Raw genomic sequence first — 24,365 nt, forward strand, 5'->3', positions numbered from 1 at the left:
ATTAATAAGAAATTTTTAACGCCGTTAGCGTCAGATTTACTCCTTCAAATTGAGCAAGTATTAAGATAAATTGGTATTAGTTAATATTAGCCACAACTCCAATCAAACTCGCGGTTTACCAAATCAAGTATACCTATCCCTCCGCCAAAGTTATGCCCACCTAAGATCTCTTCGAATTCGATGTAGTAAGGTGTAAGAAAATCAGGGATCCCTTGACCGTTTAAACTCGTCCCACCTAAATGATTTGGCGAAACACTCTCTAACCACTCAGGATCGCCTTCATACGGGTCAATATAACCTGTATCTTCATATTCGCTAGGTGTCTTGCCCGCATTAGGATCACTAGGGTTGGCGACAAGCGCAATCGCACGGTTAAAACTCACTGCTTCTGGGGGAATTCCACCAAGCTCGCGATATATTTGGTACTCTTCAGCTGGCAAACTGAGGTACTGGGAATAGTTCATTTTCCAAAAGCAACTCGCCCCACCCTCGACTAGCCATTCAGGAGCACAAACATCATCTTCAAAATGCCGTTCAAGAATGGCTGGCGGTGAACAGAGCTCGCCGTAAAACTCAGCTTCACTAAGCAGGAGCGTTGCGTAATAACAATCGAGCGTATCCGCTGCAAACTTACAGCTAGGATGAACCGTTTGCATCGCCTGCCAAAAGGGCTCGAATAGCGGTTCATTTGGCGACTGCTCAGCAAATAACGCCTCTTCTAACCCTTCAATATATTCGGGTCCGCCATCATTATGATCAACCGCGATTGCAAAAAAGCTAACCGCATACGTATTCTCATCAGTGCGATAGCCCTCTGGCAATTTTAGTGTAAAGCTGTGCTTTAGCGGATAACCGGTATGTGGATCAAGCGGCCATTGATTGGCTTTAATTCCGGGGGGCAAACCAAATACCCAGCCATCAAAGCGCGTTTTATCGTCGATGGATTGTTTCAATATCTCGATATTATAAGCATTCATTACTATCTCCTTATTAAATAACGTTGCTTACTCGTAAGTTAGGGCCTGTTTATTTTTCAAGTTTGTTTTTGCAGCAGCAAAGATCAACAGGCCCTAGTATAAAAGTATTAACCTCACAATTGAAATAGGTACTTAGACTTTTACAGTGTTTGAGACACTTAAAAATATTGCTTATATTCATTACCTGTTGGTGAAAAACCAGTAGGATTAGACAAGAATAATAGTTATGAATTATTTTGGAACATTTGGTTCAACAGAAGAAGAGGCACTTCGCCTTCTTATGCCTGTTGTCGACAGCGCTTTGAAAGCGCATGAGAGAGGAAACTATCAAGCATATTTATCTGTAATAACCACCGACTTAGCCAAAAAAGTTTCTGAGGAGGGATTTTTGCGGGCATACCGCGAAATCGCGCCGCAGCTTAGCAGCTTAAAATCCAAAACCTTATTAGCGTCTCTTCGAAGAGGACAGGATACAATGCTGATATTTGCAGCGAAATACGAGAACACGCAAAACGATATCGTAATTAATATCACATTTACAAACGCGACTAACCCACCATTAATTACATGGATGTGGATTGAATAACCCCTTGATCCAAAGGCTTAGTTAAAACTTATAGGAGGACCGTTTCCGGTTTGCTTCACACTTGTGTAATAACATGTATAACCCTTAACAGCCGGTTATTAGGACGAGTAAGTGAAAACAGTGACAGGAAATGGTAATCCCTCAACAAAACTAGACTATATCAGTCACCTAAAGCGATAATTTTGGCAGTAGACACCGCGGATATTTTCACTCCAAAACTGGAGATACTTGGCAGTGTGGCATTATGATGTATTCTTATTTGTTCACCTGACATGTGCTTTTTGCAATGTGTGGTATGGGCATCCGCCACTATTGTAACTGCATAACCCAAACCCGCGGCTCGCCGACTCGTTGTATCAACACAAAACTCTGTAGCATAGCCACAAACATAAATATGTTGAGCTCCATGTTCTTCAAGTATGTTAGATAGATTTGTGTTTAAAAATGAGTCTGGGGTGGTTTTACGCACGAACTGATCATTGGCGTCAACTTGAAGTACTGATTGTAATTGCCAACCTTCACTATCATACTCAATCGCAGTACCGTTTTGCTCATGTTGAATATAGATAACTGGCATGCCTTGCTTTCGAGCCCAATCTGTCACTAAGTTAATTTGGCTTAACACCTCTTCACTTGCATACGGTTTGGGCTCTGGGTCGAATAAAAGACTCTGTACATCAATTACCAATACTGCAGATTTCATAGCATACTCTTTTTGGGCATAATCTTGCTTATAAATTCAAAAGCCGCCAACATCTTGAACAGCATTCATTCTTTCAAAGGGTTGTAGTGCCCAAGCAATATAAATTACAAGCGTTATATTGTCATTTTAATATTTATACATTGGTCTTACTGCCACATTAGCTATGTCTCAATACAGCTAAACAAGTTATGATAAATGTGTATGCAAATACCTTATGGATAGCACACTTATGGACAAGATTGATAACCAGATATTAACCCCTTTAACGACATTACTATGCTTGGTCATAAGCGGGTGTGACGACCTAGGCCGACAAATAGACGCGCTTACTGGCGAGCAAGACAAACAAGTGCAAGCACTGATTGAGCGCACTAAAGCCCAAATGGTGTTTGTTGAAGGCGGCAGCTTTATGATGGGCGATGGCGGTGGTCCGAATAACTTGCCTTGGACCATAGCCCGCGACAATAAACCCGCTCATAAGGTGACTCTTACCAGCTATTCGATGGGCGCTTATGAGGTAAGCTATGGCGATTTTGATTTATATACCGCAGTAAATGACCTACCAAAAACCATGTGGACAAAATGGGATAAAAATGAAATTTGGCGTGCATCTGAATTCCCTGCGGGGGTGAATTGGTATGATGCTAAGAACTATTGCTTATGGCTGGCAAAACTCACACAGCTCTCCTTTGATTTACCAACAGAAGCACAATGGGAATTTGCAGCACGAAACCGTGGCGAAAATATTTTGTTTGCCACCAATACAGGTATGCTTGAACTCGGTGTAAATTACTCTCTCGCCGAAGAGCCTGAACCGCATATTAGTGGCACCTATCCACCTAACCCATTGGGGTTTTATGATTTAAGTGGCAATATGATTGAGTGGGTTAATGACTGGTGGGCTGAGGATTACTATCAACACTCACCGGAACAGGCTCCTAAAGGACCAAAAGAAGGCACAAAAAAGGTCATGCGAGGTGGCAGTTTTTTAGAATCTCCCCGCGGTAGTAATGTATATACACGGCAAGAATCTGAGAAACTAAAAAAGGCATACAGGGCAACTGGATTTCGCTGCGTGCTTAATCAAGCTAAGCCAATTCCTGTTCAATCAGTTAACTAGTTCATTGTCATCGTAAAAGTCAGCGTTTATTCAAACTGCTTACTTTATGCTGTGGCAATTTTGATTTCGCTGGTGTGCTTGGTATGCTTGAGCTGCACTAAGGATAAATAACATACGGAAAGTCACCATATGGAAAATAAACGGATACATTCATTCTCCCGCTTTGCCAACATTAACCGGCGCGATATTCTCGCCAATCAAAATACAACTGTTCCCAGCCTCGCAGTACTGTGTGTGGTAATGACCGGGTGTGACGGCCTTGGCCAACAAATAGACGCGCTTACTGGCGAGCAAGACAAACAAGTGCAAGCACTTATTGAGCGCACTAAAGCCCAAATGGTGTTTGTTGAAGGCGGCAGCTTTATGATGGGCGATGGCGGTGGTCCTAATAACTTACCTTGGACCATAGCCCGCGATAATAAACCCGCTCATAAGGTGACCCTTACCAGCTATTCAATGGGCGCTTATGAGGTAAGCTATGAAGATTTTGATTTATATACCGCAGTAAATGACCTACCAAAAACCATGTGGGAGGATTGGGGTAAAGGGGAAGTTTGGCGCGCACCTGAATTCCCTGCGGGAGTGAGTTGGTATAGCGCAAAAAACTATTGCTTATGGCTCGCTGAGCTTACCCAGCTCCCCTTTGATTTACCCACTGAGGCACAATGGGAATTTGCAGCACGAAACCGTGGCGAAAATATTTTGTTTGCCACCAATACAGGTATGCTTGAACTCGGTGTAAATTACTCTCTCGCCGAAGAGCCTGAACCGCATATTAGTGGCACCTATCCACCTAACCCATTGGGGTTTTATGATTTAAGTGGCAATATGATTGAGTGGGTCAATGACTGGTGGGCTGAGGATTACTATCAACACTCCCCAGAACAGGATCCTAAAGGGCCTAGCTCGGGAACTAAAAAAGTAAGGCGTGGCGGGATGTTCTTGGAATCTCCTCGCGGTAGTAATGTATATACCCGCCAAGAATCTGAAAAATTGGAAAAACCGTATAGAGTTACTGGTTTTCGTTGTGCTCTAAATCAATCTAATCCCCTAGTTGTGCAGTCAAAGTAACAGCTTTGGCTGCACAGCATCTATTATACCATTGCAACAAATGGATTTGTATTGAGCATAGCCACTGCAACAGAACCGGAACGTGCTCGACTTGGTAGTTTACGTCTCCATGCATCAAACTCACGCTGCTGAGCACCTTCTAAAATACTATTAAGCTGAGATAAGCCCTCTTTTCGGCTACATTTTGCGCCGCCCTCTCCCATATGCTGTAATACTTCATCTAGCTCTTCAGTGCAGAGAATATGCTTAAGTATGATAATAATCGCATTCTCGCGCTGCTCATTTAAGCCAGACCAGCTATAGGTACCCGAGTCAATTAAACTCGCTAAATTTGGATTAGCGAGTAAATTTAACATTGCACCTTTACCCTCAGGTACGGTGAATTTGAGCATTTCTGGTTTCAGCCGTACCCTACCCATAATTTCCTTTGCTTGTTCATGAATAAACACTTTTGTCTGCCACCACTCATCTATATCCTCAGCAGAACCGCCAATAAACTCCATAATATCTTTACCTGTCGCAATATGCATGGCTACTGCTTTATAAAGCACGTTAAATGCCAATGGCTGTATAAATTCAAGGTAATCATAATCATTATTTTTAAGCTGGTGATAAACAAATTGGGCAAGCGTGACGATTTCATCTACACCTATCTCACAGACTAATTCTCCGCCAGCACCTACGCCCCAGATAAGTCCCAATTTCGCACGAAGTATAAACCTTCCGTCTTCATACCCAATATAACATCCGGCATGTGCACCAGCGCCAAATGCGCCTTCTGCCTTTCCACCTAGTTTAGCTAGATCACAAAAACTAGATTCACCAGATTTTTCTGGGTTATCCCACTGCAAAGCACCAGTTAACTCACAGCCTGCGGATACCCCAGCAAATGCGCTGAGCTCGCCTTTTATAGGTTCAAACTTGCGATCGGCGCGGCTAAGTGCTTTTACTTGTTCAGGGGTTAATCCCTCAAGCATCATTTTCCCTTGCTTTACTGTACAGCCTACATTCGCCGCCGCTTGTAATTTCGCGCCAGCATAGCCAAAAAAGGCAATGGTCGCATTTAATCGGAGCGCGCCTAAGTTTATCTCACGCTCTTTGGTCGAATTTTTAAGTGGCATCATAAACTTAAATTCATACCCTTTTTTATTAGGGTAGTAACCACTCATTGCAGCTTTTGCTTCACCAACAGCAAAATCAACTTTGGCATCAGCTTGAAATGAAAAGACACCATCCTTTGGGCTAAAGTTTGCCGCAATGCCTGCACCATGGGTGTAGCGCATTAATCGCGCCTCTGCACTGGCGTCAAAATAGTCGCTTTTTTCAAACCTTTTTATCTTTAGATCTTCATTAAGCTCCCTAGCCCATTCGCCCCATATGGTTGTATACGTGTCGACGAGCTTCTTATCATACTTAAAATTGACCTTTAGCTTGCTCAAATCATTTTTAAGCGCTTTGTTCAGTTTCTTACGGTCTAAGTTGCCATTCGCATCGCTAAAACGACGACCGTTTCGAATGTCCGTATCAATTTTATAGCGTCTAAAGTGGTTGGCCATTTTATCACTACGCACATAGGTATACTTTCGGCCTTTAAAGCCAATGACTTCGGTAATTTTATTAGCGGTAGGGCCTGAAACAAGTGGTTTTAGGGTCTCGTTTAACGCCTTTTTGGCATCAATTACTTTATCATCTTGTTGCGAGAGGTCTTGTTGTCCAGCCAGCGCTTGCTTAAGCTGCTCCATGGGAGGGTTAAGTACTTCCATTTCTTGCTCTAAAATATCCGCAAGTGACTGCGTGACCGCTATAAAGCTGTTATCTTCTGGAATATATAAAAAGTCAATAATTTCCAGTTGATCTTCAGATTCTTCAACTGAAAAACTCACGGAGTGCGTCGCCCCTCCGGCTTCAGCAGTTAATGTATATTCCCCCGCCACAAGCGGTAGTGCCAACTCCCAATCGTAGCCTCTGTCTGGTAGATAATTGCCATTCACTTGCTCCAATATGGCTGATTTTGAACCCGACGTTGGCCCTTTCCAGATTAGGTTAACGCTGTTGCTGTTATAAAATTGCCCTTTAACTAGTACGTCAAAGCCGGTATTCACCCTGACTTTATCACCTGCTTTGGGAGGGTTTTTTATAGTAAACTGAGGATGGTTGAAGCCATATATACGGCTTTCATTTGGTGTGCCTGTATACTGATCGACAACACTCGCAGCAGTTTCTCCCGGTCCTAATACATGATTTGCAAAACGTCTTTTAGTGGCTTGGTTTTGCTCTAGTTTTACGATCTGCTTTGGATTAGGTTGACCAATAATGACAGATGGCGCAATAGTATCTATGGGCTGTGCTGTACTTTCTAGCTTAGTGGGTGTTTTTTGAATCCCAGCGTTACTCTTACCCATTGACGGGCGCGTTGTACCTGATCCTTGGCTACTATTGAAGCCCACACCATCATTTTTTGAGTAATCGCTTGTAGCAGCATATTTAGCTGCAGCACCTAAATGTGCACCGTTTTGGCTTAACTCTCCCGCCCCACCCGAGAAGCCTCTACTGCCACCAGAACCGAACTGACCTTCCACTTTAGCCTCAAGCGCTGACTTTTTAATAAACGCAAAGATCTCCTTTATATTGCCTTGAGAAACCGTTTTGAGACGTTGTACTTGGTTATTTGAAATAACAAGTAGTTGTCTATCGTCATGATGATGAAGTCCACCATGCCAGTAACGAGCTTCTTTTGGGTCAATACGAATATAGTCAGTGTGATGGGGGTTAAGTGCTTTAAGAATGATGTTGGGCACTTTAGCCATCGGCAATCTGGTTGGTTGTACCGAGTTTTTTACGTCTGAATCTGACTGAAAAAGTGAATCATCGAATGTACCTTGCTGTGCGTCTTGCACAAGTGCAGGCCACTTGTCAAAAGGCTTCATGCCAATCCTTCCTTGTTAATTCCGGTTGTTCCTCATCAATGCAATTTGCTACTCATCAATGAGCGCGAGATATAATCTGGGGTAGATTTTATACTGATGGAGTCAGTTATTCAATCAAGGAAAAATTTTCTATTTATCTGTTCTAAATGATGAGAAATTTTTAACGCCGTTAGCACCTGATTAGCTCCCTCAAATTAAGGAAGTGTAAGACAAAATGGTATGACATATCATTGTCAAAAAGTCCCTGTAGAGTTTACTCTAGGTTACTCTAACACGCTCAAAAGTTAGTTGGTGCGATAATATTTTCGCTTTGACAGCAACAGGGCCAACTTAACCAAAGGCGATTAAAGGAGTTAGCATGACCAGTTATGTATCAGAAATAAAAGCGCTAAATCGCGGGCTAAGTGTTAAGCCTCCCATGACACACCCCGCTATTGATTCGAAAAAACACTACAAAAACGAGTTAAAATACTGGCAAACCCAACTATTACATGTGCAACAAGCCTATTTTCATCAAGGGAAGCGCGCTATTTTAGTATTTGAAGGCTGGGATGCGGCTGGTAAAGGAGGCGCTATTCGCCGCATGACAGAAAAGCTCGATCCGCGCGGCGTTAAGGTCTATCCAATCGCAAAACCAACACCCGAGGAGCAAGGCCGGCATTACCTATACCGCTTTCAAACTAAGCTACCACCTCGGGGCACTATGACTATTTTTGACCGTTCATATTACGGCCGAGTGTTGGTAGAACGAGTTGAAGCGTTTGCTAGTGAGCAAGAGTGGCGTCGTGCCTATCAAGAAATCAACGAATTTGAGCGTCTGCTAACAGATGATAACGTCCGCATTGTTAAGCTATTTTTACACATTAGCGAAGATGAACAGCTCAAGCGCTTTACAGAGCGTTTAAATAATCCGTATAAGCGCTGGAAACTAACGGAAGAAGATATTCGCAACCGCCAAAAGCGACAAGATTATGAGCAAGCAATTGATGATATGTTTGCTAAAACCGATACAAATTTAGCGGGTTGGCATTTGATCCTCGCGGAGCATAAATGGTATGCCCGCGTACAAGTGATGAAAACCATTGTCGAAGCGTTAAGCAAGGGGGTTGATATTAGTCCCCCACCTATCGATAAAGCCGTTGTAAAACTGGCAAAATCTCAATTGGGTATTGTTCAAAGGGAGGACTAATCCATGAATCGTCACGACTATCTTGCATCGTACTTTAATGAGCGTGAAGGTATCCACGCAAACAGTGAGTGCAGTAAATTCGACAAAATGAGACTCAGTCCATTTCGGTTCTTTCGTGGCAGTGCCGCGCTTATGTATAAGGATTTACTGGAGCAGCAACTGCAGTTGCCTGAAGCGGCCACCAGCCTGCCACTCACCTACATAATGGGAGATTGTCATACGGGCAATTTTGGCTTTCATAGTGAAGAAGGCAGCCATGGCGATACCTTAATCTTTGAACCTAATGACTTCGATGATGCCTGCGTCGGACACGCAGTGTGGGACCTGTTTCGCTTTTTAGTGAGTTTACCGCTTACCCAACTAGAAGGTGGACGTATTCAAGAGCAAGCACAAGATATTAAAGACCGAAGTAAACCTTTAGTCAGTAAAGAGCTGGTTGCCCAAGCACAATTGGACTTTTTACACAGCTATCTAAAAGCCTGTCAGTTGTCGCTGGAACATAAGGTCGATAGCAACACAGGCCTAATCGAGTTTAATAACAACCATATATTGCATAAACGATGGCAAAAAGGGTTACAAAGAATGGCGGGGGGTGCCGCGTTTACGATAAAAAGCACACTTGCTAAGGAAATCGACCTTAGCATTAAGCCGCTACGTTTTCGCGAAGACAAACTGAAGTTTAAGCAACTTGATCCCGATTTAAAAGAAAACCTTATTCATCACTTTGCGCCCTACGTTGATGACGAAATTTTAGATTGTGTTGAGCGTATCGACCAAGGCACAGGCTCATTGCATCTGAGCAGATATTACTTGTTGGTTGGCCCAAACGTGCAAAAACCCACTAAAGATATTCTGCCGCTATGCCACATTGTTGAGGTAAAACAACAGCAGCTCGCTTCGCCTCTTGCTTATTTTGCAAATTTAAGCCCTGTGAATCGTTTAGATCCCGCACACTTAACCGTCAATAGTCAAAGAAAAATGCAGCGCCGTACCGATCTCATTTTAGATAATGCACTGTGGCAAGGCAGTCACTGGCTGGTACGCTCGCGCCATCATGCTCGTGTTGGTATAGACCCAGAAGACATCACCATTGGTAAGCGTGCAGCAACTAAATCCGGCTTTAGCCAATATGCAGAAGCTTGCGGTGAAGCACTTGCTCTTTCACATATGCGAGCAGATAGACGATCCTTACAATTTCAGGAGGATGCCGTAGCCATCTTACCTAGCCTCATTGATGACCTAGTCAAATCGGCCAGTCATTACAGCGAGCAAGTCGTAGCCGACTGGCGTTGGTTTTGCGAGCAATCCCAGGGCTAAGCAGTTGCGCACTCAACTTGCTTTTGCTTTGGAATGTCTACAATTAGGCCATCCTCTGCGATGATGAATGCATTGCTAAAGTGCAACTTGGCCTCTTCAATAAGAGGTTGCAGCATGCCCTCGCCATGATAGCGCACGCTAAAGTGAGTGAGCGCGAGCATGGGTACTTGATGTAGTTGTGCAAATTGAGCGATGCGCTTGGCATCGCTATGCCCTGTATGGAAGCCCACTTTATGAAGATCAGCAGCGGTAAAGGTAGCTTCATGAACAAGTAAATCGACCCCTTTTATCATCTGCGTTAGCAAGCCGGGCTTTTCGTTATCACCACAAATTATTGCAACTCGAGGTTGCCAACTATAAAAACTGTAGTCATCTGAGGTTAAAAGTCGGCCTTGGTATTCTACGTCTTGACCCTTTTGCAACAGGTTGTAGTGACCGCCAGACGCAATGCCATCTTGCTGAAGTTTGTCTATTTTTAACTTGCGAGGAATGCACTTTTCCGTGATCTTATAGCCAACACTAGGCACTCTGTGTTGTAGCGCTATGATGTCGATGTCGCAACATTCAAGCTGTAACTTATCGTTTATTTCTTCAAGTGCGATGGTGATTAAGTCAAAACTTAGCCTCACCTCTGTCAGTGTAAAACAACTTTGCACAAAATGAATAACGGCCCTCGGTGCAATTAATTTTAGCGGCGCTTTGCGAGAGTTTAACGCCATGGATGAAATAAGTCCGGGTAATCCATAGCAATGATCCCCATGAAGATGGGTAATACAAATCGCTTCGAGATGATATAGGGTTAACTCACTGTGCAGCAGCGCGTGCTGGGTCGCTTCGGCGCAGTCAATTAGTACCCAGGCTTTGGTATTTTCAAAGCTTACTGCCGCTGCCGACATATTACGTTGCTTAGATGGGCTACCTGAAGAAGTGCCAAGAAAATGTACTTTCACGCCAAAACCGTTTACTTTTTAAGTGGGTATACCATTGTAACGAATAAATAACGTTATAGCGAAGCGCGCGTGCTCGCCTTGCAACGTAATCTCTAAGGAGAAGATGATGAATTTGATACCTTCGGACAGCATGATCTTAGTGATCGATATTCAAGAAAAATTTCGCCCTCATATTGAGGTATTTGGCGATATCGAGCGCCAAGTAACCACCCTGCTACAAGCTGCAGAACATTTGGCTGTTCCCGCATTGATTTTTGAACAATATCCCAAAGGGCTTGGCCATACAGCACCGAGCTTACTTGAATTTGATCTCCCGGTTATCGAAAAAACCGCGTTTAGTGCCTACCACGTTGAATCCTGCAAACAAGCTATTCAAGAATATAAACGCGACACCATCGTCGTGGTTGGTCTCGAAAGTCATATCTGTGTACAACAAACCGTCAATGACCTGCTTGCGGACAATTTCAACGTTGTGATAGTTGCCGATGGTATTTGCTCACGCAATCCAAAACACACTGATTGGGCGCTAATGCAGATGCAGGCAGATGGCGCACGCTTTTTGGCTTTAGAGTCTATTTTATTTCAGTGGCTAAAATCAGCCAAAAATGAACAATTTAAGGCAATTTCAGCGTTAGTTAAGTGATCGGCTAGCACAGTGAAAGCGTATTTCAAGTATCGAGGTGAACGATGAAAAATGAATTAGATAGCAAGTTCTTGTTAACGGTGTTCGAGCATATTCAAAAGCACGGTGAAGTAACCGAGGAAGGCAAACGCTATGAGGGCATAGTGGCCTATTCAGATCCAGATGGTTACACCATATACCTGCAAGGCAGTGGCGTGTTGCTGCGCTCTGGATTCCATAATACTTACCACTTGGACTATGAACACGATAAGCACAAAGACGATTTTGTTAAGAAGCTAGACTACATTTTTAAAGAGGCTAATGAGTAGCTTATATCCAAATACCAACCGAGGACGTCGCGTTAGACGTCCCCGCCCCGAAAGCAAACAAACCCGAGCATACCTAAACAAGGTAGTCGAAGCGCTTAGGGAAAATCCAAATAAACTCAAAATAATCAAACAGAACTGCGATGAATTTCGTCAGCAACGCTTTTTAAAACGTGGCTTTTTGCTCGCCATTGAACGCTTTGATTGGGTGTTTGCAGTGGACGATGATGCAGAGCGGATTTGCCAGCAGATCCTCGCCGACGACTACATAGGCAAACGCCTACGCCGTTACCCTTTATTGTTTAAGGGTGTGTTAGATGATTAATCTTGTTTGGCTCAAACGTGACTTAAGAGTGTTCGATCATAGGCCACTTTACGAAGCGTGTAATAATGGCAGACCAACCCTGATATTGTATGTTATTGAGCCCGAATACTGGCAACTCCTCGATACCAGCGAAAGACAGTTTCAATTTGTGAAAGAGTCGCTGCTAAGCCTTGCTGAGCAGCTGCAGCTTTTAGGAGGCACGCTGACGGTTCGCCAGGGTGATATCATTGAAATACTAGAAAAGATCCATCAACATATCGCGATAGCAACCCTTTATTGCCATCAAGAAACGGGGAATACGTGGACATTTGAGCGCGATTTGCGTGTTATTGCCTGGTGCAAAGAAAGACACGTATCGTATGAAGAGTATCGCCAACAAGCCGTATTTAGGGGAAAAGTTAATCGTGATGAGTGGCAACAGCGAGCCGAAAACTGGCTGCAAAGCAACCGCCTACCAACTCCTTCAAAAATCAATCCACTGCTGCAACAGCATAGTGGTATTGCACTTTTAAATGACTACCCTGGGAATGACAGCGACTCAGCCCCAAAGCCACAATTAGGTGGACTCAAAGCCGCGCAGCAAACCTTGAATAGCTTTTTTAATCATAGGATAGACAACTACCTATTTGGTATCTCAAGCCCAGTAAAAGCCGTAACCAGTAGCTCCAGACTCAGCCCGTATTTGGCCTATGGCGTGCTAAGCCTCAGAGATGTGTTGCAACAAACTCTTGCACTAAATTTTGACTCAAAACGCAATAAGAGCGGTTTTTTATCCCGACTCTACTGGCATAGCCATTTTGTGCAAAAGCTAGAATCAGAGCCGCTTTATGCAGAGCGTGCTGTGCATGCGTCCTTAATTGATATGCGTGCGAGTGAATTTAGTCACCAACGTTATGAACTTTGGGCTCACGGTAACACGGGCGTCCCCTTTATAGATGCCTGTATGCGAATGCTGATCACAACAGGCTGGATAAACTTTCGCATGCGCGCCATGTTGATGGCGTTTTCAAGCTATCACCTATGGCTTGATTGGCAAAGGCCTGCCGCAAGACTTGCCACTCTTTTTGTCGATTATGAGCCTGGGATCCACTATCCTCAGGTACAAATGCAGTCAGGCACTACAGGGATAAATCCGTTTCGTATCTATAACCCCATAACTCAGGGACAAAAATATGATCCTGAAGGCCAATTCATTCGCCGCTACATTCCTGAGCTTGATCATGTTCCTACACATTACTTGCATACACCTTGGCTTTATACTGGTTTAAAAGAAGACCAATATCAGCGCCCTGCCAAATTACCCGATGACGCAGCAAAAATTGCCCGTGAAAAAATCTCTACGTTTTATAAACAGCACCTAGATAAAGACGAAACAGGCAGAGTGCGTCACACTCACGCTTCAAGACGTCGTTCAAGTCGTGGGCGCAAAAAGCAAGCGAGTTCTAATAAAAATCAGCTTAAGCTATTCTAACTGATTTGTTTTTGCACAACGCCCCACCTTTCAACCCAGAAAGAGGACAAATAGCCGCTTAAGCATGACCTCATGTAAAAAAAATGCTAAGGTTGCGCCATTTTTTGGAACTGAGAATTTAGCTATGTCAAATGCTGTAAAGACGCAAGCTGATAGTCAAGACCAACAGGGGCAAAAAGGGGGATTATTTAATCGCTTCTTGGCAACTGTTGAGTTCTTAGGGAATATGCTTCCCCACCCTATTACTTTGTTTGCAATGTTTTGTATCGCCATCGTGGTATTCAGTGGTATTGCCGATTGGATGGGGTTATCTGCCATCGATCCTCGCCCAGAAGGCTCCGCAGGTCGCGACCCCGACGGTGTCATTGAAGTCGTAAGCTTGATGAGTGCTGAGGGTCTGCAACGCATTGTGACTGGTCTTGTGACTAACTTTACTGGCTTTGCACCACTTGGCACTGTACTTGTTGCATTACTTGGGGTGAGTGTTGCAGAGCACTCAGGCATGTTGTCAGCAGCAATGCGTGGTATGGTAATGGGTGCATCAAAACGCTTGGTTACGTTCATGGTTGTGTTTGCTGCTATCTTGTCTAACACCGCATCGGAACTTGGCTATGTTGTGTTGATTCCACTTGCCGCAATGATTTTCCATAGCCTTGGTAGACATCCACTCGCCGGTTTAGCCGCCGCATTTGCCGGCGTATCTGGTGGCTACAGCGCAAACCTATTGCTTGGCACAATCGATCCACTACTAGCGGGTATCACGACTCCCGCGGCGCAGATGATTGACCCTAATTATCAGGTGGGTCCTGAAGCGAACTGGTACTTCATGATGATTTCAGTATTCCTAATTGCTATCGTGGGAACCTTAGTCACCGAGAAAATCGTAGAGCCGCGCTTAGGAAAATATGATCCGAAAGAAGCAAGTGTTGATTTAAGCGAAAACAATATTGAGAAGCTTTCAGTAAAAGAAAAATCAGGTCTCAAATGGGCGGGTGTATCACTCCTGTTGGTCAGCATCCTGCTTGCGTTAACCATAGTACCGGAAGATGGTATTTTACGTCATCCGGTAACAGGCGAAGTGGCAGGTTCACCATTTTTAAAAGGGATTGTGGTATTTATCTTTGTTACTTTTGCTATCCCAGGTTTTGTGTACGGCCGCGTAGTTGGCACCATGAAAAATGACCGTGATATCATTGACGCTATGAGCAAAAGCATGAGCTCTATGGGCATGTATATCGTATTGGTATTCTTTGCTGCTCAGTTTGTTGCATTTTTTAAATGGACAAATCTAGGTACTATCCTTGCAATTAATGGCGCTGCATTGTTACAGGCACTCAACCTGACTGGTCCTGAAGTATTTGTACTATTTATTCTTATGTGTGCTCTAGTAAACCTAAGCCTTGGTTCATCATCCGCTCAATGGGCAGTCACTGCACCGATATTTGTTCCAATGCTGATGCTTATCGGCTATGCGCCAGAAACCATTCAAGCAGCGTACCGAATTGGAGATTCAGTCACTAACCTCATCACTCCTATGATGAGTTACTTTGGCTTGATATTGGCGGTTGCGACAAAATACAAAAAAGACATGGGTATAGGTACCCTAGTGGCAACTATGTTGCCGTACAGCATGTTCTTCTTTATCGGCTGGGTAGCGCTATTCTACGTGTGGGTATTTGGCTTTGGCCTGCCTGTGGGGCCAAACTCTCCCATCTACTATACACCGTAGGTAACAGTTTAAAATTATCTAAATGCCAGCATTTGCTGGCATTTTTATTTGTGAAAACCTCAACCCTCACCTAAAGTTGAATAGGAGACAACGAAGAAGGAGCCGATTTTGGATACCAATAACATTGATATTTTTGCATTGGTATTGAGCTAACTTCACGTGTTCACTGCTATTTTATGCCCTTTTCCTTAGTGATACACGTGACCTAACATTAGGTGAATTATGTATACACTCTTTTACTATCCACAAAGTGCGAGCCTTGCACCTCATATTTTATTAGAACTCATAGGCGAGCCGTATCAACTTGAACTAGTTGATATCAAAAAAAATGCCAACCGTAGTGCGCAATATTTAAAACTTAGTCCTGCTGGGCAGGTGCCAGCGCTCGTTGATGACGATTTTACCTTGTTTGAAAGCGCTGCCATTTCTCAGTACCTTGCAGAGAAACACATCGACAAGCAGCTTATTCCAACTGAGCTAAAACTGAAATCACAGTGCCTGCAATGGATGCATTTTATGAGCGCTTCTATTCACAGCGACTTATTGATGTACACCTACCCAGAACGACATACCCAAAGTGCCTTGATGTATGACGATCTTATTCGCTCACAGCAAGGTCGATTAGAACAAGGTTTTGGCATCGTAGATGCTCTACTCCAAGACAATCATTACCTGTTTGCAAATCAATTTACGCTATGCGACAGCTATTTATTTATGCTTTGTGAGCGTGCGAAGACATTTTTAGAAAGAACTCCTTCACTTAAAAATTTACGCCGTTATTATCGCCAAATTTCGGCAACACCAGCTATCAACAAAGCCTTAGAAATGGCTGAGTTTTAGCCTGAACGATTAACGTTAATAAGCACAATACCGGTCAGCACAGCAATCACGCCCACGACCTTTTGTAGGTTAATAGGCGTATAAGGTACACCGAAAAGTCCAAGCTGACCGATCACCATAGCAACCACCATTTGACCACATAAGTAATAAGCCATCAGGTTGCCAATACCCATTTTGGGGATCAAAAAATAGCATAGCCCTACCCCCGTGGCACTTAGCATCCCACCTATACACCACAAATACCAAGGTACGGCTTTCAGCTCGGACGGGGCTGGCAGCACATTATCAGATATCCGAAAGGCAATAAAAGCGTAGAATGCGCTGACGGTAAATGCTACGCCAGCAGCTAATATCGGACTTTTTAACAAGCCGCCAAGTTGTGCATTCATACTCGCTTGCACCGCAATAGCGCCACCTGCGAAAATAGCAAGTAACCCAAAGATCATAACATCATCTCTTCGGTCAGTTGTTCTTGGGTCTTTCTAACCTTTGGTGCAATCGCACTTTTATCTGAAGCACAGCGGATCCCAAGCGGCACAACCAAAACCGTACTTAGCTGCTTTTCAGCAAGGCCCAGTTTTACATCGATCGCTTTCTTCTCAATTCCTGTTATTGGACAAGCATCTATTTCCATACTTGCCGCAGCAACGAGTAAAGTACCTAACGCTAGATGGACTTGCTCTGAGCACCAACGATACTGAGCCTCTGGACCCATCCCTCCAAGCACTTCTTTCATCCCCGCAGCCATCAGAGAATAGACATTATCGCTTAAGTCTCTATTACTCTTAAAGTCGGCCATATACCTGTCTATTTGTCGATCCAGCGGCGACATGTCTGCTGCAAACAGTAAAAGGTGGCTATTATCTACCACTTTCTGTTGTCCGTAAGAATATGGAAACAAGGCTTGTTTGGTTTTTTGATCTGTAATTTGTAGTATTTTGTATGATTGCAAACCATAAGAGGACGCACTCAAACCAGTAAGCTCAATTAATTTGTCTACCTTACTTTGCTCTACTGACAACGGTGAAAACTTGCGGACGGCGTAACGCCAATTTAATAATGACTCTAATTGTGATGTATTCATAAGTTGCTCTCCATTATGTGTTGAGGCAACTTTAACAAGGTGAAGAGCTTGGCTCATTTACCTATGTAAACGAGCCAGAGTTTTTTAACGATTTTCTTATCCGACTTAACTGCGTAGGAGTGATCCCAAGGTGTGACGCTAAATGGTATTGTGGTACACGCTCAGCAAGTTCTGGCTGCTCTTTTAAAAATGAAAGATAACGCTCCGTGGCATCTAACTGCACCATATAAAGTTCTCGCTTATCCTTTTCTAACAACCAGTTCTTCTCAAGATACAATATTTGAAACCGCATTAATTCCGGATTATCCATAAGCAGTGCTCTAAACTGTTTAAAATTAATTAGCACAACCTCAGTCGGTTCTAAGGCTTGGATCCCCTGATTAGCGGGTTCAGCACGGTGTAAAGCATGCATCACACCTGGAAACTCCCCAGCTACAAAAAAGCGTTTGTTGTATTCCTGCCCAGCAGCATTGGTGTTTACTAATCTAACTAACCCTTGATGTAAAAATGCAAAAGTTGTTAGGTATTCACCCTCTTGGTATAGCCACTCATCTTTCTCGAGTAGTTTGATGCTGGTGATCGCAGCAATAGCGGACCAGGTTTCTTGAGAAAGTGGATAATAGGCGTCTACTGCTTGTTTTAATCTTGTTAGTGCATCCATGAGTTCTAGCTTTATGATATTATTCGGATTAACTATTCCTATTTGCAGTGTCTATGTCAATCTCTAGCCATTATCAAGCACAAATTGAATGTGGAAATCTTACTCCTGATGCAGCGCAGCAAGCTGCAATTTCAGCGTTAGATACCCTTTCTCACTCACTCGCTAGTGGTCATTCGACTAAAGGCATCTATTTTTATGGCCCTGTCGGGCGTGGCAAGACAATGCTGATGGATTGGTTTTATGAATTCACTAACATCACAGATAAAACTCGCCTTCACTTTCATCACTTTATGCAGCAGGTGCATAAAGAACTCAATCAGATACAAGGCGTGAAAGACCCTTTAAAGCGGATCGCCAAAAATTGGGCAGAGCACACTTCGTTATTGTGCTTTGATGAATTTTTTGTCACCGATATCGGCGATGCCATCATCATGGCGAGATTGTTTGAAGCCCTTTTTGAAGCTGGCGTGACCTTAGTTGCAACCTCTAATTGTCACCCAACCGAGTTATATAAAGATGGATTACACCGAGACCGCTTTGAGCCAACGATAGCACTGCTTATAAGTCACTGCGATGTGATATCAGTGTGTGGTGAGACAGATCACCGATTTAGCAAAGGCACAACGGCAAACCACTACTTCGTCAACGATAAACAAGCGTTTGGGGACGCCTTTACTAATGCCGGTGGCATATTCAAACCGAGCGTTCTGGAGATTAATCATCGTCTAATTAACGTGCTTGGCGCAAATGAAAGCATCGCGTGTTTTGATTTTATGGAGATCTGCTCAAGCCCTCGCGCTACCAATGACTATATCGAACTTGCACAGCAATTTAGCTGTATTTTTATCTCTGAGTTACCGCTACTGGGTGTCACCCCTGAAAACAAAGATGTAGCGCAAGGAACTGAGGAAGGCTATATCCGCCCAAGTGATACAACACAAGCTAGAATTGGTGATGATGAAGCCAGACGCCTGATTGCGCTTATCGATGAGTGTTACGAAGCCAAAGTACTGGTTGTCTTTTTGGCAGATGCGCCGATTGAGCAAATTTACCAAGGAGAGCAACTGGCATTTGCATTCGCTCGCTGTATTAGTCGAGTGACAGAAATGCAAAGTTGGTCTCTTCGCGCCTGCTGAGCTTACAATCCTTGTCATTGTATAAATTACAACCGAGTGCTAACCTGTTGCAAATAATAATAAACAGGGATATTTTCATGAAGAAAACCACACTCATTGCTCTTTTTATCTCATTCCCCCCATTAACAACAGAAGCACTGTGCGACAACACGCGCATGCAAGCTCAAACACAGAATTAGCTCGACAGTCTTGTTACGGTTTTTATTAAAGGTTCAACAGTCAAAGATATCGACGCACTACTGTCTCAATTACATGACAACGTAAAATATGAACACGAAGAATATGATACAGACTTCGATAAAACTAAATGGGGTAAATAGTTCATAAAACGATTACTTATTGGTTAAAAACGGCATGGCCATTTTCTAAACTTGTATTTCCCGGTCGAAACGTTGCATTCAATACAGAGTAAATAAATTAAGGAAAATCATAATGAAAGTTCGATATGCACTGCTGCCACTCATGCTGGTTCCAAGTCTTTGCTTCGCTGATACACTGAGCAACAAGGTTAACGTTTACTTCGAGGCACAAAAAGCCGTTGAACACCAATATTCAAAAGAGTCTGATGTTACCCACCTACTTACGCTTTTGACGCCAGACGCCTCATTCGAGCACCCTCGCTTTAATGCCGTATTATCAAAAGAAGAATACAAAAAAGGCTTACTCAGCTATCTAGGCCAATACGGAAAATGCGATATCGAAGTCACAAACATCATTGAAGGCCTTAATGCGGTGACCGTTGAGTATTTGCATCCTTGCGTTGATCAGCAAGGTAACTCGGATGAAAAAGAAAATAAACAAAAGCTTATGACACTGTTTGAGTTTAGCGGCGAAAAAATAAAGCGTATTCGCCACTATTTTTAAGTGGCAATAAATACTCAAAAAATAGACCACATGGATTACCTAAGTGGCCTATTTACGATTTTGATTATTACTCACCAAGTAGTTTAGTTAGCCGCTCTTTACGAGCAACAAAGACATCGTAGCCACCATCACCCTTCGATGACAATGCCAGCGCTTTGTTTACTTGCTCTAAAGATGCTTGGTATTGTTTGTCGGTTTCATAGCCATATGCTAAGCCGTTGTAGGCATCTGCATTATTTGGATAGCGTGAAACGCCAAACTTAAACAACTTAATTGCTTCTTTCACGTTACCCATGCTTACGTGGTAATAGCCAAGCTCTCTGATCACGGCTTCCTGTGGCTCAAAAACCTCGCCATATTGAGCAGACAGTAGTTGATAATACTTAGTAATAGAGCTCAATTCACCGGTATACGCACGCGCAGGCATTTGAGTTGGCAAAAACAGCTTTTGATACGCGCTAAACATACCAGCTGCAGACACAAGTCCATGAGGAACATTGTCGTAGGACTCACTGAAAAAGCGCAAATCATGTGGTTGATTTGCTGCTAGAAAGCGCGCCATATCGTCGTATCTTTCGCGCATCACGCCGCCTTCCTCACCAATTGTGATATACAGAAAGTTATCTAACTGCTTCGTTTTGGAAATAAACGCTTTAGTACTCTTTGCTGTCGCGCCAAAGTTCCACCATACCGCTGGACTATAAGCAATATGTGCTTGAAATAGCTCAGGCTTTGCCTGCAAAGCATAAAGCGCAAAAGTACCCGCTGCAGATGCACCGGCAATGACTTTAAAATCATGAGTGCGGTAGGTCTGATTCACATAAGGAATAAGCTCAGTCTCGATAAACTCTAAAAACTTGGGTGCTCCTCCACCAATATCCATAGGTCCTGCAGGCTCTTTATTCTTAGTTGGATAGAGATCTCTTAACCTGTCTGTATTTTCGATTGCAACAATAATAACTTCAGGTGCCGCAGAAACGTTTGCTCCGTGCAAACGCTCAAGTACTGCGGTCATCAACGGAAGGTTGCCTTTACCATCAAGGCGATAAATCACAGGGTATTCTTTATTGGGGTTGGTGTGATAGCTTTTGGGTAGTTGAATTGTAAAAGTTCTCTTTTCATCAAGCACTTTTGACATCAAGGTTTTTGTTTGTTGCTCATATCCTTGCTTTGTCTTTTCTTCGGACTCGGCCATCGCTGCTCCCGAAAAGAAAGCCGCAAAAATCACAGCAAACAAGCACCGAACTGCGTTACCTATTTTCATTATTATTATTCCATTTATTTGATTTCACTAACAAAGCTAGCATAACGGTTCAGGAATTGATAGCACCCCATGTTCCTCTTTTTGCAGGCTTACGTTTGAGATAGTCTGCGCATGCACTTAAACGGAGAAATACAGCAAAGCGGCAATCACAAAGAAAACAACCCACTCAAAAAACACCGGCAACAATAACGCTGCCGGAATTATCATTTCTGCCACTTCCTTTTATGGTTTGACCTAAAAAAGCGCTCAACTAACGCAATGGTTGGTTACTTACTCAAACCATCGACGTTTTTATCCAATACACTATAAATGGCTTTCATGGCGGGATCTACACCATTGAAGTAGCTCGTAGAGTCTGGCAATACCGGCATATGTGGTGCAATCCAAATACGGTGGTCTTCTGCGCGAGAAGTTTGATGAAACTGCGACGAAACGAGCCCAAACACCCCACTGAACGGTAAACGGAACCTTCCAGCTTCACCAATATGATTTGGCCGAGAGCCACTTGGTTCTCCAACCAAGATTGCATTGGTAAAGCTATCGATATTGGTTAAGAGGTTTTGCGCTGCTGAAAAGGTATTACGTCCCATCACTACAAATAACTTGCCTGCTGGCTTTGCCGCTTCGAAATAAATAAGTGCCTTTAGTAATGGTGGTAAGATGGAGCCATTGCCACCACTATTGTGTCGTAAATCCAGCACCAAGTGGCTTACTTCACCGTGTTTTATTTTCTCTATCAACTCCGCACTAAATTGCGCTAGCGACTGCGTTTTCATCTGTGCAACGGCATTAAACTGTACGTACAAAATCCCATTGCTTTTATCCACTTCGTACCAATAAGGTTTAGTGACGTTTTGCAGATATTGTGGGCTTTTTTGATTATTTTCTGGCAAAGTCGGAAAGCCGCGAAATTCAAATGTTCGACCTCTAAGGCGAATGGTCTTTTGCATATTCTGTGCATTTTCTACCGTGATAGACGCCTCATTTGACGCATCGCTTAACTCTAGTCCTGCGAGTACTTCGGGCATGGCGAGGTAATAAGGCGCAAGCCAAAGCTGCTGCATTTCATTATCTCGTGGATTAATTTCGGCAACTTTCGCCATTGCTTCTGCGGTTGGTGTTTGTCCAAAGGCTGTGACTTTATGGCCGATTAAATCACTAAACTCAGCTTCAGCATCAACAATGTAAAGGCCATCGATAAAGGCATAAAACTGCACTGGCAAACGAGTGAAATTCCCTTTTTCTCCGAAGGTCGGTACGATAAAGTTATGCCCGTTACCAAGCCTGCCTATCATTTGCATCATACCGAAGACAATTTGCTGATCAGTTAACTTGGGTATATCTGAGCGCAAATTATTTGCCAACGTAATTAAATCCAGGTTGTTACTAGCCTGTTCGTTAACATGCAACCGCTTAATTTCTGAGAGTAAGAAATCTAAATCTGCATTCCACTGCTGATCCCGAGTGAGCGAAGTGTCTTTATAGTTACCTGTAAGACGCTGAAATTGCATATTATCTTTGATGGAGTCGAAAACGCCTTTATTTGCTAAGCTACTGCGTTCGTCGTACCGCGCTGACAAAGACTTACTCAGCCACTGATTAGCTTCATCCACTTTACCTAGTGCAGCATACGCGCCTGCAATCTTTATCATAATGTCATTTGAGGGGCGCGAACCGGTAGGTACATTGGTTAGGTTTACACCCAGTGACAACGCCTTTTTCAGCGCAATGATAGCTTGCTCATAATGCGCTAATTGTATTTGCGTTAATCCCAATAGATACCAAGTGTCTCCGTCATCTTGATACGACCTAGTAAGCTTTTGCAGTTGTGGTAACGCCTGTTGCCAATTTTTGCTACGTACCAACGCTAGTGCGTTGATCCGTGTATTTAGGTAATCTACTGGGGATTTAACAGTTTGTTGCTGTGCAACATGTGCTTGTTCGCTCGTTGATGTCAGCGCCCGAATAGATTCAGCCTTTGCAGGCTGCGCGATAAACAAACTACTAAAAGTCAGGCAAGTGGCCACATGAGTGAGAAAACTTGAATACATCATCTTTATCCTTGTTATCGATTTAACCCAAGATTACCTATAACGACTTTATAAGGCGTGCAATATCAGGATTTTGTACTTCTAGGACTTTAAAAAACACCCAGAATTCAGTATAAGCAATTGGTTAATATACTTATATTAATTTTGAAAATTGACTTGGAGTGTAACCCGTTTGCTTTTTAAAAACACTGTTAAACGAGGATTTTGAGTTAAACCCAGCACTCATTGCGAGCGCTAACAAGTTGGGCGTTGCTTGCTTTTCGCACTGTAGTTGCTGTTTTACCTCATCGACCCGCAGGCTATTGATATACTCATTAAAGTTGTAACCACCACAAGTATTGATGGCCCAAGAAATATCCTTTACCCCAAGTCCAACTACCTCAGCAACATCGTGAATAGTCAATCGTGGCTGGCGATATAAATAGTGCTGCATAATCGTGTTATGAATTGCATTGAATATCTCGGTTGGATCCTCTAACTGTTTATCCACCTCATTGAGCGTTATTTCTTGAGCTTGCGTTATGGAATCTTCGAGGTGTGGTTGATTGTGTACTTTGACAACTAGGTAAAGATTAATTGCAAGTAACCACACTAAGTCAATAAAATACCAAAGTGCTTTAGTGCTGATGTTGTTGTATGTTTGCATATTGAGCCTGACTAAATCCACCGTAGCAAAGATCATAAACAAGACAACCGTTGTTCTGATCCACTGTAAATCGCGCGTATTGACGTCCGCTCTGATCTCCGCGGATGCTCGCTGGTAACTACCAACAAGTTGTACCGTAAAAGCAAAATAAATCAACTGACTAACTGTACCAAACGCAATCACAAGCGGGGTGTGTTCAGTAAATGGAAGCGCCAGAAAAACAGGTAAGAAATGGACTAACCTTAGCTCTTGCTTATGTTGATTGGCGTGCAGTAAATTTTTAAACAGAAAATAGACGAAAGGCCCAGTAGCTAGGGTAAATACAGGCGTGATAAGTAAATAACTTCTAACCCCTAACGCTTCTTCAGCGAAGTTGGTTGCCATCAGTACACATTGAAATAACAAATAAATGAGGAGCATTCGTGCGCGTGGTTGATTGGCAAAAATTAATATTGCGAGGAGATAGGCCCCAACAGAGACGAGTTGGATTACATTAACTGGAACAA

23 protein-coding genes are annotated in these 24,365 nt (G+C 43.3%); 13 read left to right on the forward strand and 10 right to left on the reverse strand.

The genetic code is table 11. The features are described from left to right. Positions 1–86: 86 nt before the first annotated feature. Entirely contained in the window at positions 87–977 is an 891-nt protein-coding gene (locus CWC03_RS19265) for a hypothetical protein (protein ID WP_138583257.1), read from the reverse strand. A 226-nt stretch (positions 978–1,203) separates the two neighbouring features. On the opposite strand from CWC03_RS19265, the gene CWC03_RS19270 reads away from it, so the two are divergent. After that, the gene (locus CWC03_RS19270; protein ID WP_138583258.1) at positions 1,204–1,563 is read left to right on the forward strand and encodes a hypothetical protein; all 360 of its coding nucleotides are present in this window, start codon (positions 1,204–1,206) and stop codon (positions 1,561–1,563) included. A gap of 160 nt (positions 1,564–1,723) precedes the next feature. Here CWC03_RS19270 and CWC03_RS19275 read toward each other — a convergent pair whose 3' ends face one another. Continuing rightward, positions 1,724–2,266, reverse strand: coding sequence for a cysteine hydrolase family protein (locus tag CWC03_RS19275; protein ID WP_138583259.1), 543 nt, complete (start codon positions 2,264–2,266; stop codon positions 1,724–1,726). Positions 2,267–2,480: 214 nt separating this feature from the next. Between CWC03_RS19275 and CWC03_RS19280 the strand changes: the two genes are divergently transcribed. Both CWC03_RS19280 and CWC03_RS19285 read left to right on the forward strand, forming a co-directional pair. Then, a complete protein-coding gene (locus CWC03_RS19280) occupies positions 2,481–3,386 on the forward strand; it encodes a formylglycine-generating enzyme family protein (RefSeq protein ID WP_138583260.1) in 906 nt (301 codons plus the stop codon). Positions 3,387–3,515: 129 nt separating this feature from the next. Next, positions 3,516–4,457, forward strand: a complete 942-nt coding sequence (locus CWC03_RS19285; RefSeq protein ID WP_138583261.1) for a formylglycine-generating enzyme family protein — start codon at positions 3,516–3,518, stop codon at positions 4,455–4,457. A gap of 23 nt (positions 4,458–4,480) precedes the next feature. Here the strand turns inward: CWC03_RS19285 and CWC03_RS19290 are convergent, their stop codons facing one another. After that, the gene (locus CWC03_RS19290; protein WP_138583262.1) at positions 4,481–7,384 is read right to left on the reverse strand and encodes a hypothetical protein; all 2,904 of its coding nucleotides are present in this window, start codon (positions 7,382–7,384) and stop codon (positions 4,481–4,483) included. 358 nt (positions 7,385–7,742) lie between these two features. On the opposite strand from CWC03_RS19290, the gene CWC03_RS19295 reads away from it, so the two are divergent. Then, positions 7,743–8,573 (forward strand): polyphosphate kinase 2 family protein, encoded by an 831-nt coding sequence (locus CWC03_RS19295; protein WP_138583263.1) that lies wholly within the window; start codon positions 7,743–7,745, stop codon positions 8,571–8,573. Between the two features lie 3 nt (positions 8,574–8,576). After that, positions 8,577–9,890, forward strand: coding sequence for a DUF2252 family protein (locus CWC03_RS19300; protein ID WP_138583264.1), 1,314 nt, complete (start codon positions 8,577–8,579; stop codon positions 9,888–9,890). On the opposite strand, the gene CWC03_RS19305 is transcribed toward CWC03_RS19300, so the two are convergent. Then, positions 9,887–10,840 carry a ribonuclease Z gene (locus tag CWC03_RS19305; RefSeq protein WP_212748163.1) on the reverse strand — a complete coding sequence of 318 codons (954 nt, stop codon included), beginning with the start codon at positions 10,838–10,840 and terminating at the stop codon, positions 9,887–9,889. The genes CWC03_RS19300 and CWC03_RS19305 overlap by 4 nt on opposite strands. Positions 10,841–10,943: 103 nt before the next feature. Between CWC03_RS19305 and CWC03_RS19310 the strand changes: the two genes are divergently transcribed. The 6 genes from CWC03_RS19310 to CWC03_RS19335 all read left to right on the forward strand — a co-directional run bounded on the left by CWC03_RS19310 (position 10,944) and on the right by CWC03_RS19335 (position 16,153). Continuing rightward, positions 10,944–11,483 (forward strand): isochorismatase family protein, encoded by a 540-nt coding sequence (locus CWC03_RS19310; RefSeq protein ID WP_240036227.1) that lies wholly within the window; start codon positions 10,944–10,946, stop codon positions 11,481–11,483. A gap of 44 nt (positions 11,484–11,527) precedes the next feature. After that, entirely contained in the window at positions 11,528–11,791 is a 264-nt protein-coding gene (locus tag CWC03_RS19315) for a DUF3081 family protein (RefSeq protein ID WP_138583265.1), read from the forward strand. Further along, complete coding sequence (locus CWC03_RS19320; protein ID WP_138583266.1) at positions 11,784–12,113, forward strand: hypothetical protein; 330 nt, start codon at positions 11,784–11,786, stop codon at positions 12,111–12,113. Before CWC03_RS19315 ends, CWC03_RS19320 begins: the two co-directional genes overlap by 8 nt. Further along, positions 12,106–13,584, forward strand: a complete 1,479-nt coding sequence (locus CWC03_RS19325) for an FAD-binding domain-containing protein (RefSeq protein ID WP_138583267.1) — start codon at positions 12,106–12,108, stop codon at positions 13,582–13,584. Before CWC03_RS19320 ends, CWC03_RS19325 begins: the two co-directional genes overlap by 8 nt. A 124-nt stretch (positions 13,585–13,708) precedes the next feature. Next, complete coding sequence (locus tag CWC03_RS19330) at positions 13,709–15,313, forward strand: AbgT family transporter (protein WP_171040286.1); 1,605 nt, start codon at positions 13,709–13,711, stop codon at positions 15,311–15,313. 222 nt (positions 15,314–15,535) lie between these two features. Beyond that, a complete protein-coding gene (locus tag CWC03_RS19335; protein ID WP_128726608.1) occupies positions 15,536–16,153 on the forward strand; it encodes a glutathione S-transferase family protein in 618 nt (205 codons plus the stop codon). Here the strand turns inward: CWC03_RS19335 and CWC03_RS19340 are convergent. The 3 genes from CWC03_RS19340 to CWC03_RS19350 form a co-directional block, all read right to left on the reverse strand. Continuing rightward, on the reverse strand, positions 16,150–16,599 hold the full coding sequence (locus CWC03_RS19340) for a DMT family transporter (RefSeq protein WP_138583268.1): 450 nt from the start codon (positions 16,597–16,599) through the stop codon (positions 16,150–16,152). The two genes, CWC03_RS19335 and CWC03_RS19340, sit on opposite strands and share 4 nt — an antisense overlap. Then, entirely contained in the window at positions 16,596–17,237 is a 642-nt protein-coding gene (locus CWC03_RS19345; RefSeq protein WP_138583269.1) for a nitroreductase family protein, read from the reverse strand. Before CWC03_RS19345 ends, CWC03_RS19340 begins: the two co-directional genes overlap by 4 nt. 61 nt (positions 17,238–17,298) lie before the next feature. Then, positions 17,299–17,898, reverse strand: a complete 600-nt coding sequence (locus CWC03_RS19350; RefSeq protein ID WP_138522891.1) for a Crp/Fnr family transcriptional regulator — start codon at positions 17,896–17,898, stop codon at positions 17,299–17,301. Between the two features lie 53 nt (positions 17,899–17,951). Here CWC03_RS19350 and zapE point away from each other — a divergent pair, with 53 nt between their 5' ends. Both zapE and CWC03_RS19360 read left to right on the forward strand, forming a co-directional pair. Next, the gene (zapE, locus tag CWC03_RS19355; protein WP_138583270.1) at positions 17,952–19,034 is read left to right on the forward strand and encodes a cell division protein ZapE; all 1,083 of its coding nucleotides are present in this window, start codon (positions 17,952–17,954) and stop codon (positions 19,032–19,034) included. Positions 19,035–19,466: 432 nt separating this feature from the next. Then, positions 19,467–19,898, forward strand: a complete 432-nt coding sequence (locus CWC03_RS19360; RefSeq protein ID WP_138583271.1) for a nuclear transport factor 2 family protein — start codon at positions 19,467–19,469, stop codon at positions 19,896–19,898. Between the two features lie 67 nt (positions 19,899–19,965). Here the strand turns inward: CWC03_RS19360 and CWC03_RS19365 are convergent, their stop codons facing one another. The 3 genes from CWC03_RS19365 to CWC03_RS19375 form a co-directional block, all read right to left on the reverse strand. Next, entirely contained in the window at positions 19,966–21,162 is a 1,197-nt protein-coding gene (locus tag CWC03_RS19365) for an alpha/beta hydrolase-fold protein (protein WP_138583272.1), read from the reverse strand. Between the two features lie 266 nt (positions 21,163–21,428). Beyond that, positions 21,429–23,216, reverse strand: a complete 1,788-nt coding sequence (locus CWC03_RS19370) for a CDC27 family protein (protein WP_249314083.1) — start codon at positions 23,214–23,216, stop codon at positions 21,429–21,431. A 130-nt stretch (positions 23,217–23,346) separates the two neighbouring features. After that, the gene (locus tag CWC03_RS19375) at positions 23,347–24,243 is read right to left on the reverse strand and encodes a helix-turn-helix domain-containing protein (RefSeq protein WP_138583273.1); all 897 of its coding nucleotides are present in this window, start codon (positions 24,241–24,243) and stop codon (positions 23,347–23,349) included. Positions 24,244–24,365 lie beyond the last annotated feature (122 nt).

The sequence above is a fragment of the Pseudoalteromonas sp. S2755 genome (assembly GCF_005886535.1).
In the GTDB taxonomy this organism is placed as follows: domain Bacteria; phylum Pseudomonadota; class Gammaproteobacteria; order Enterobacterales; family Alteromonadaceae; genus Pseudoalteromonas.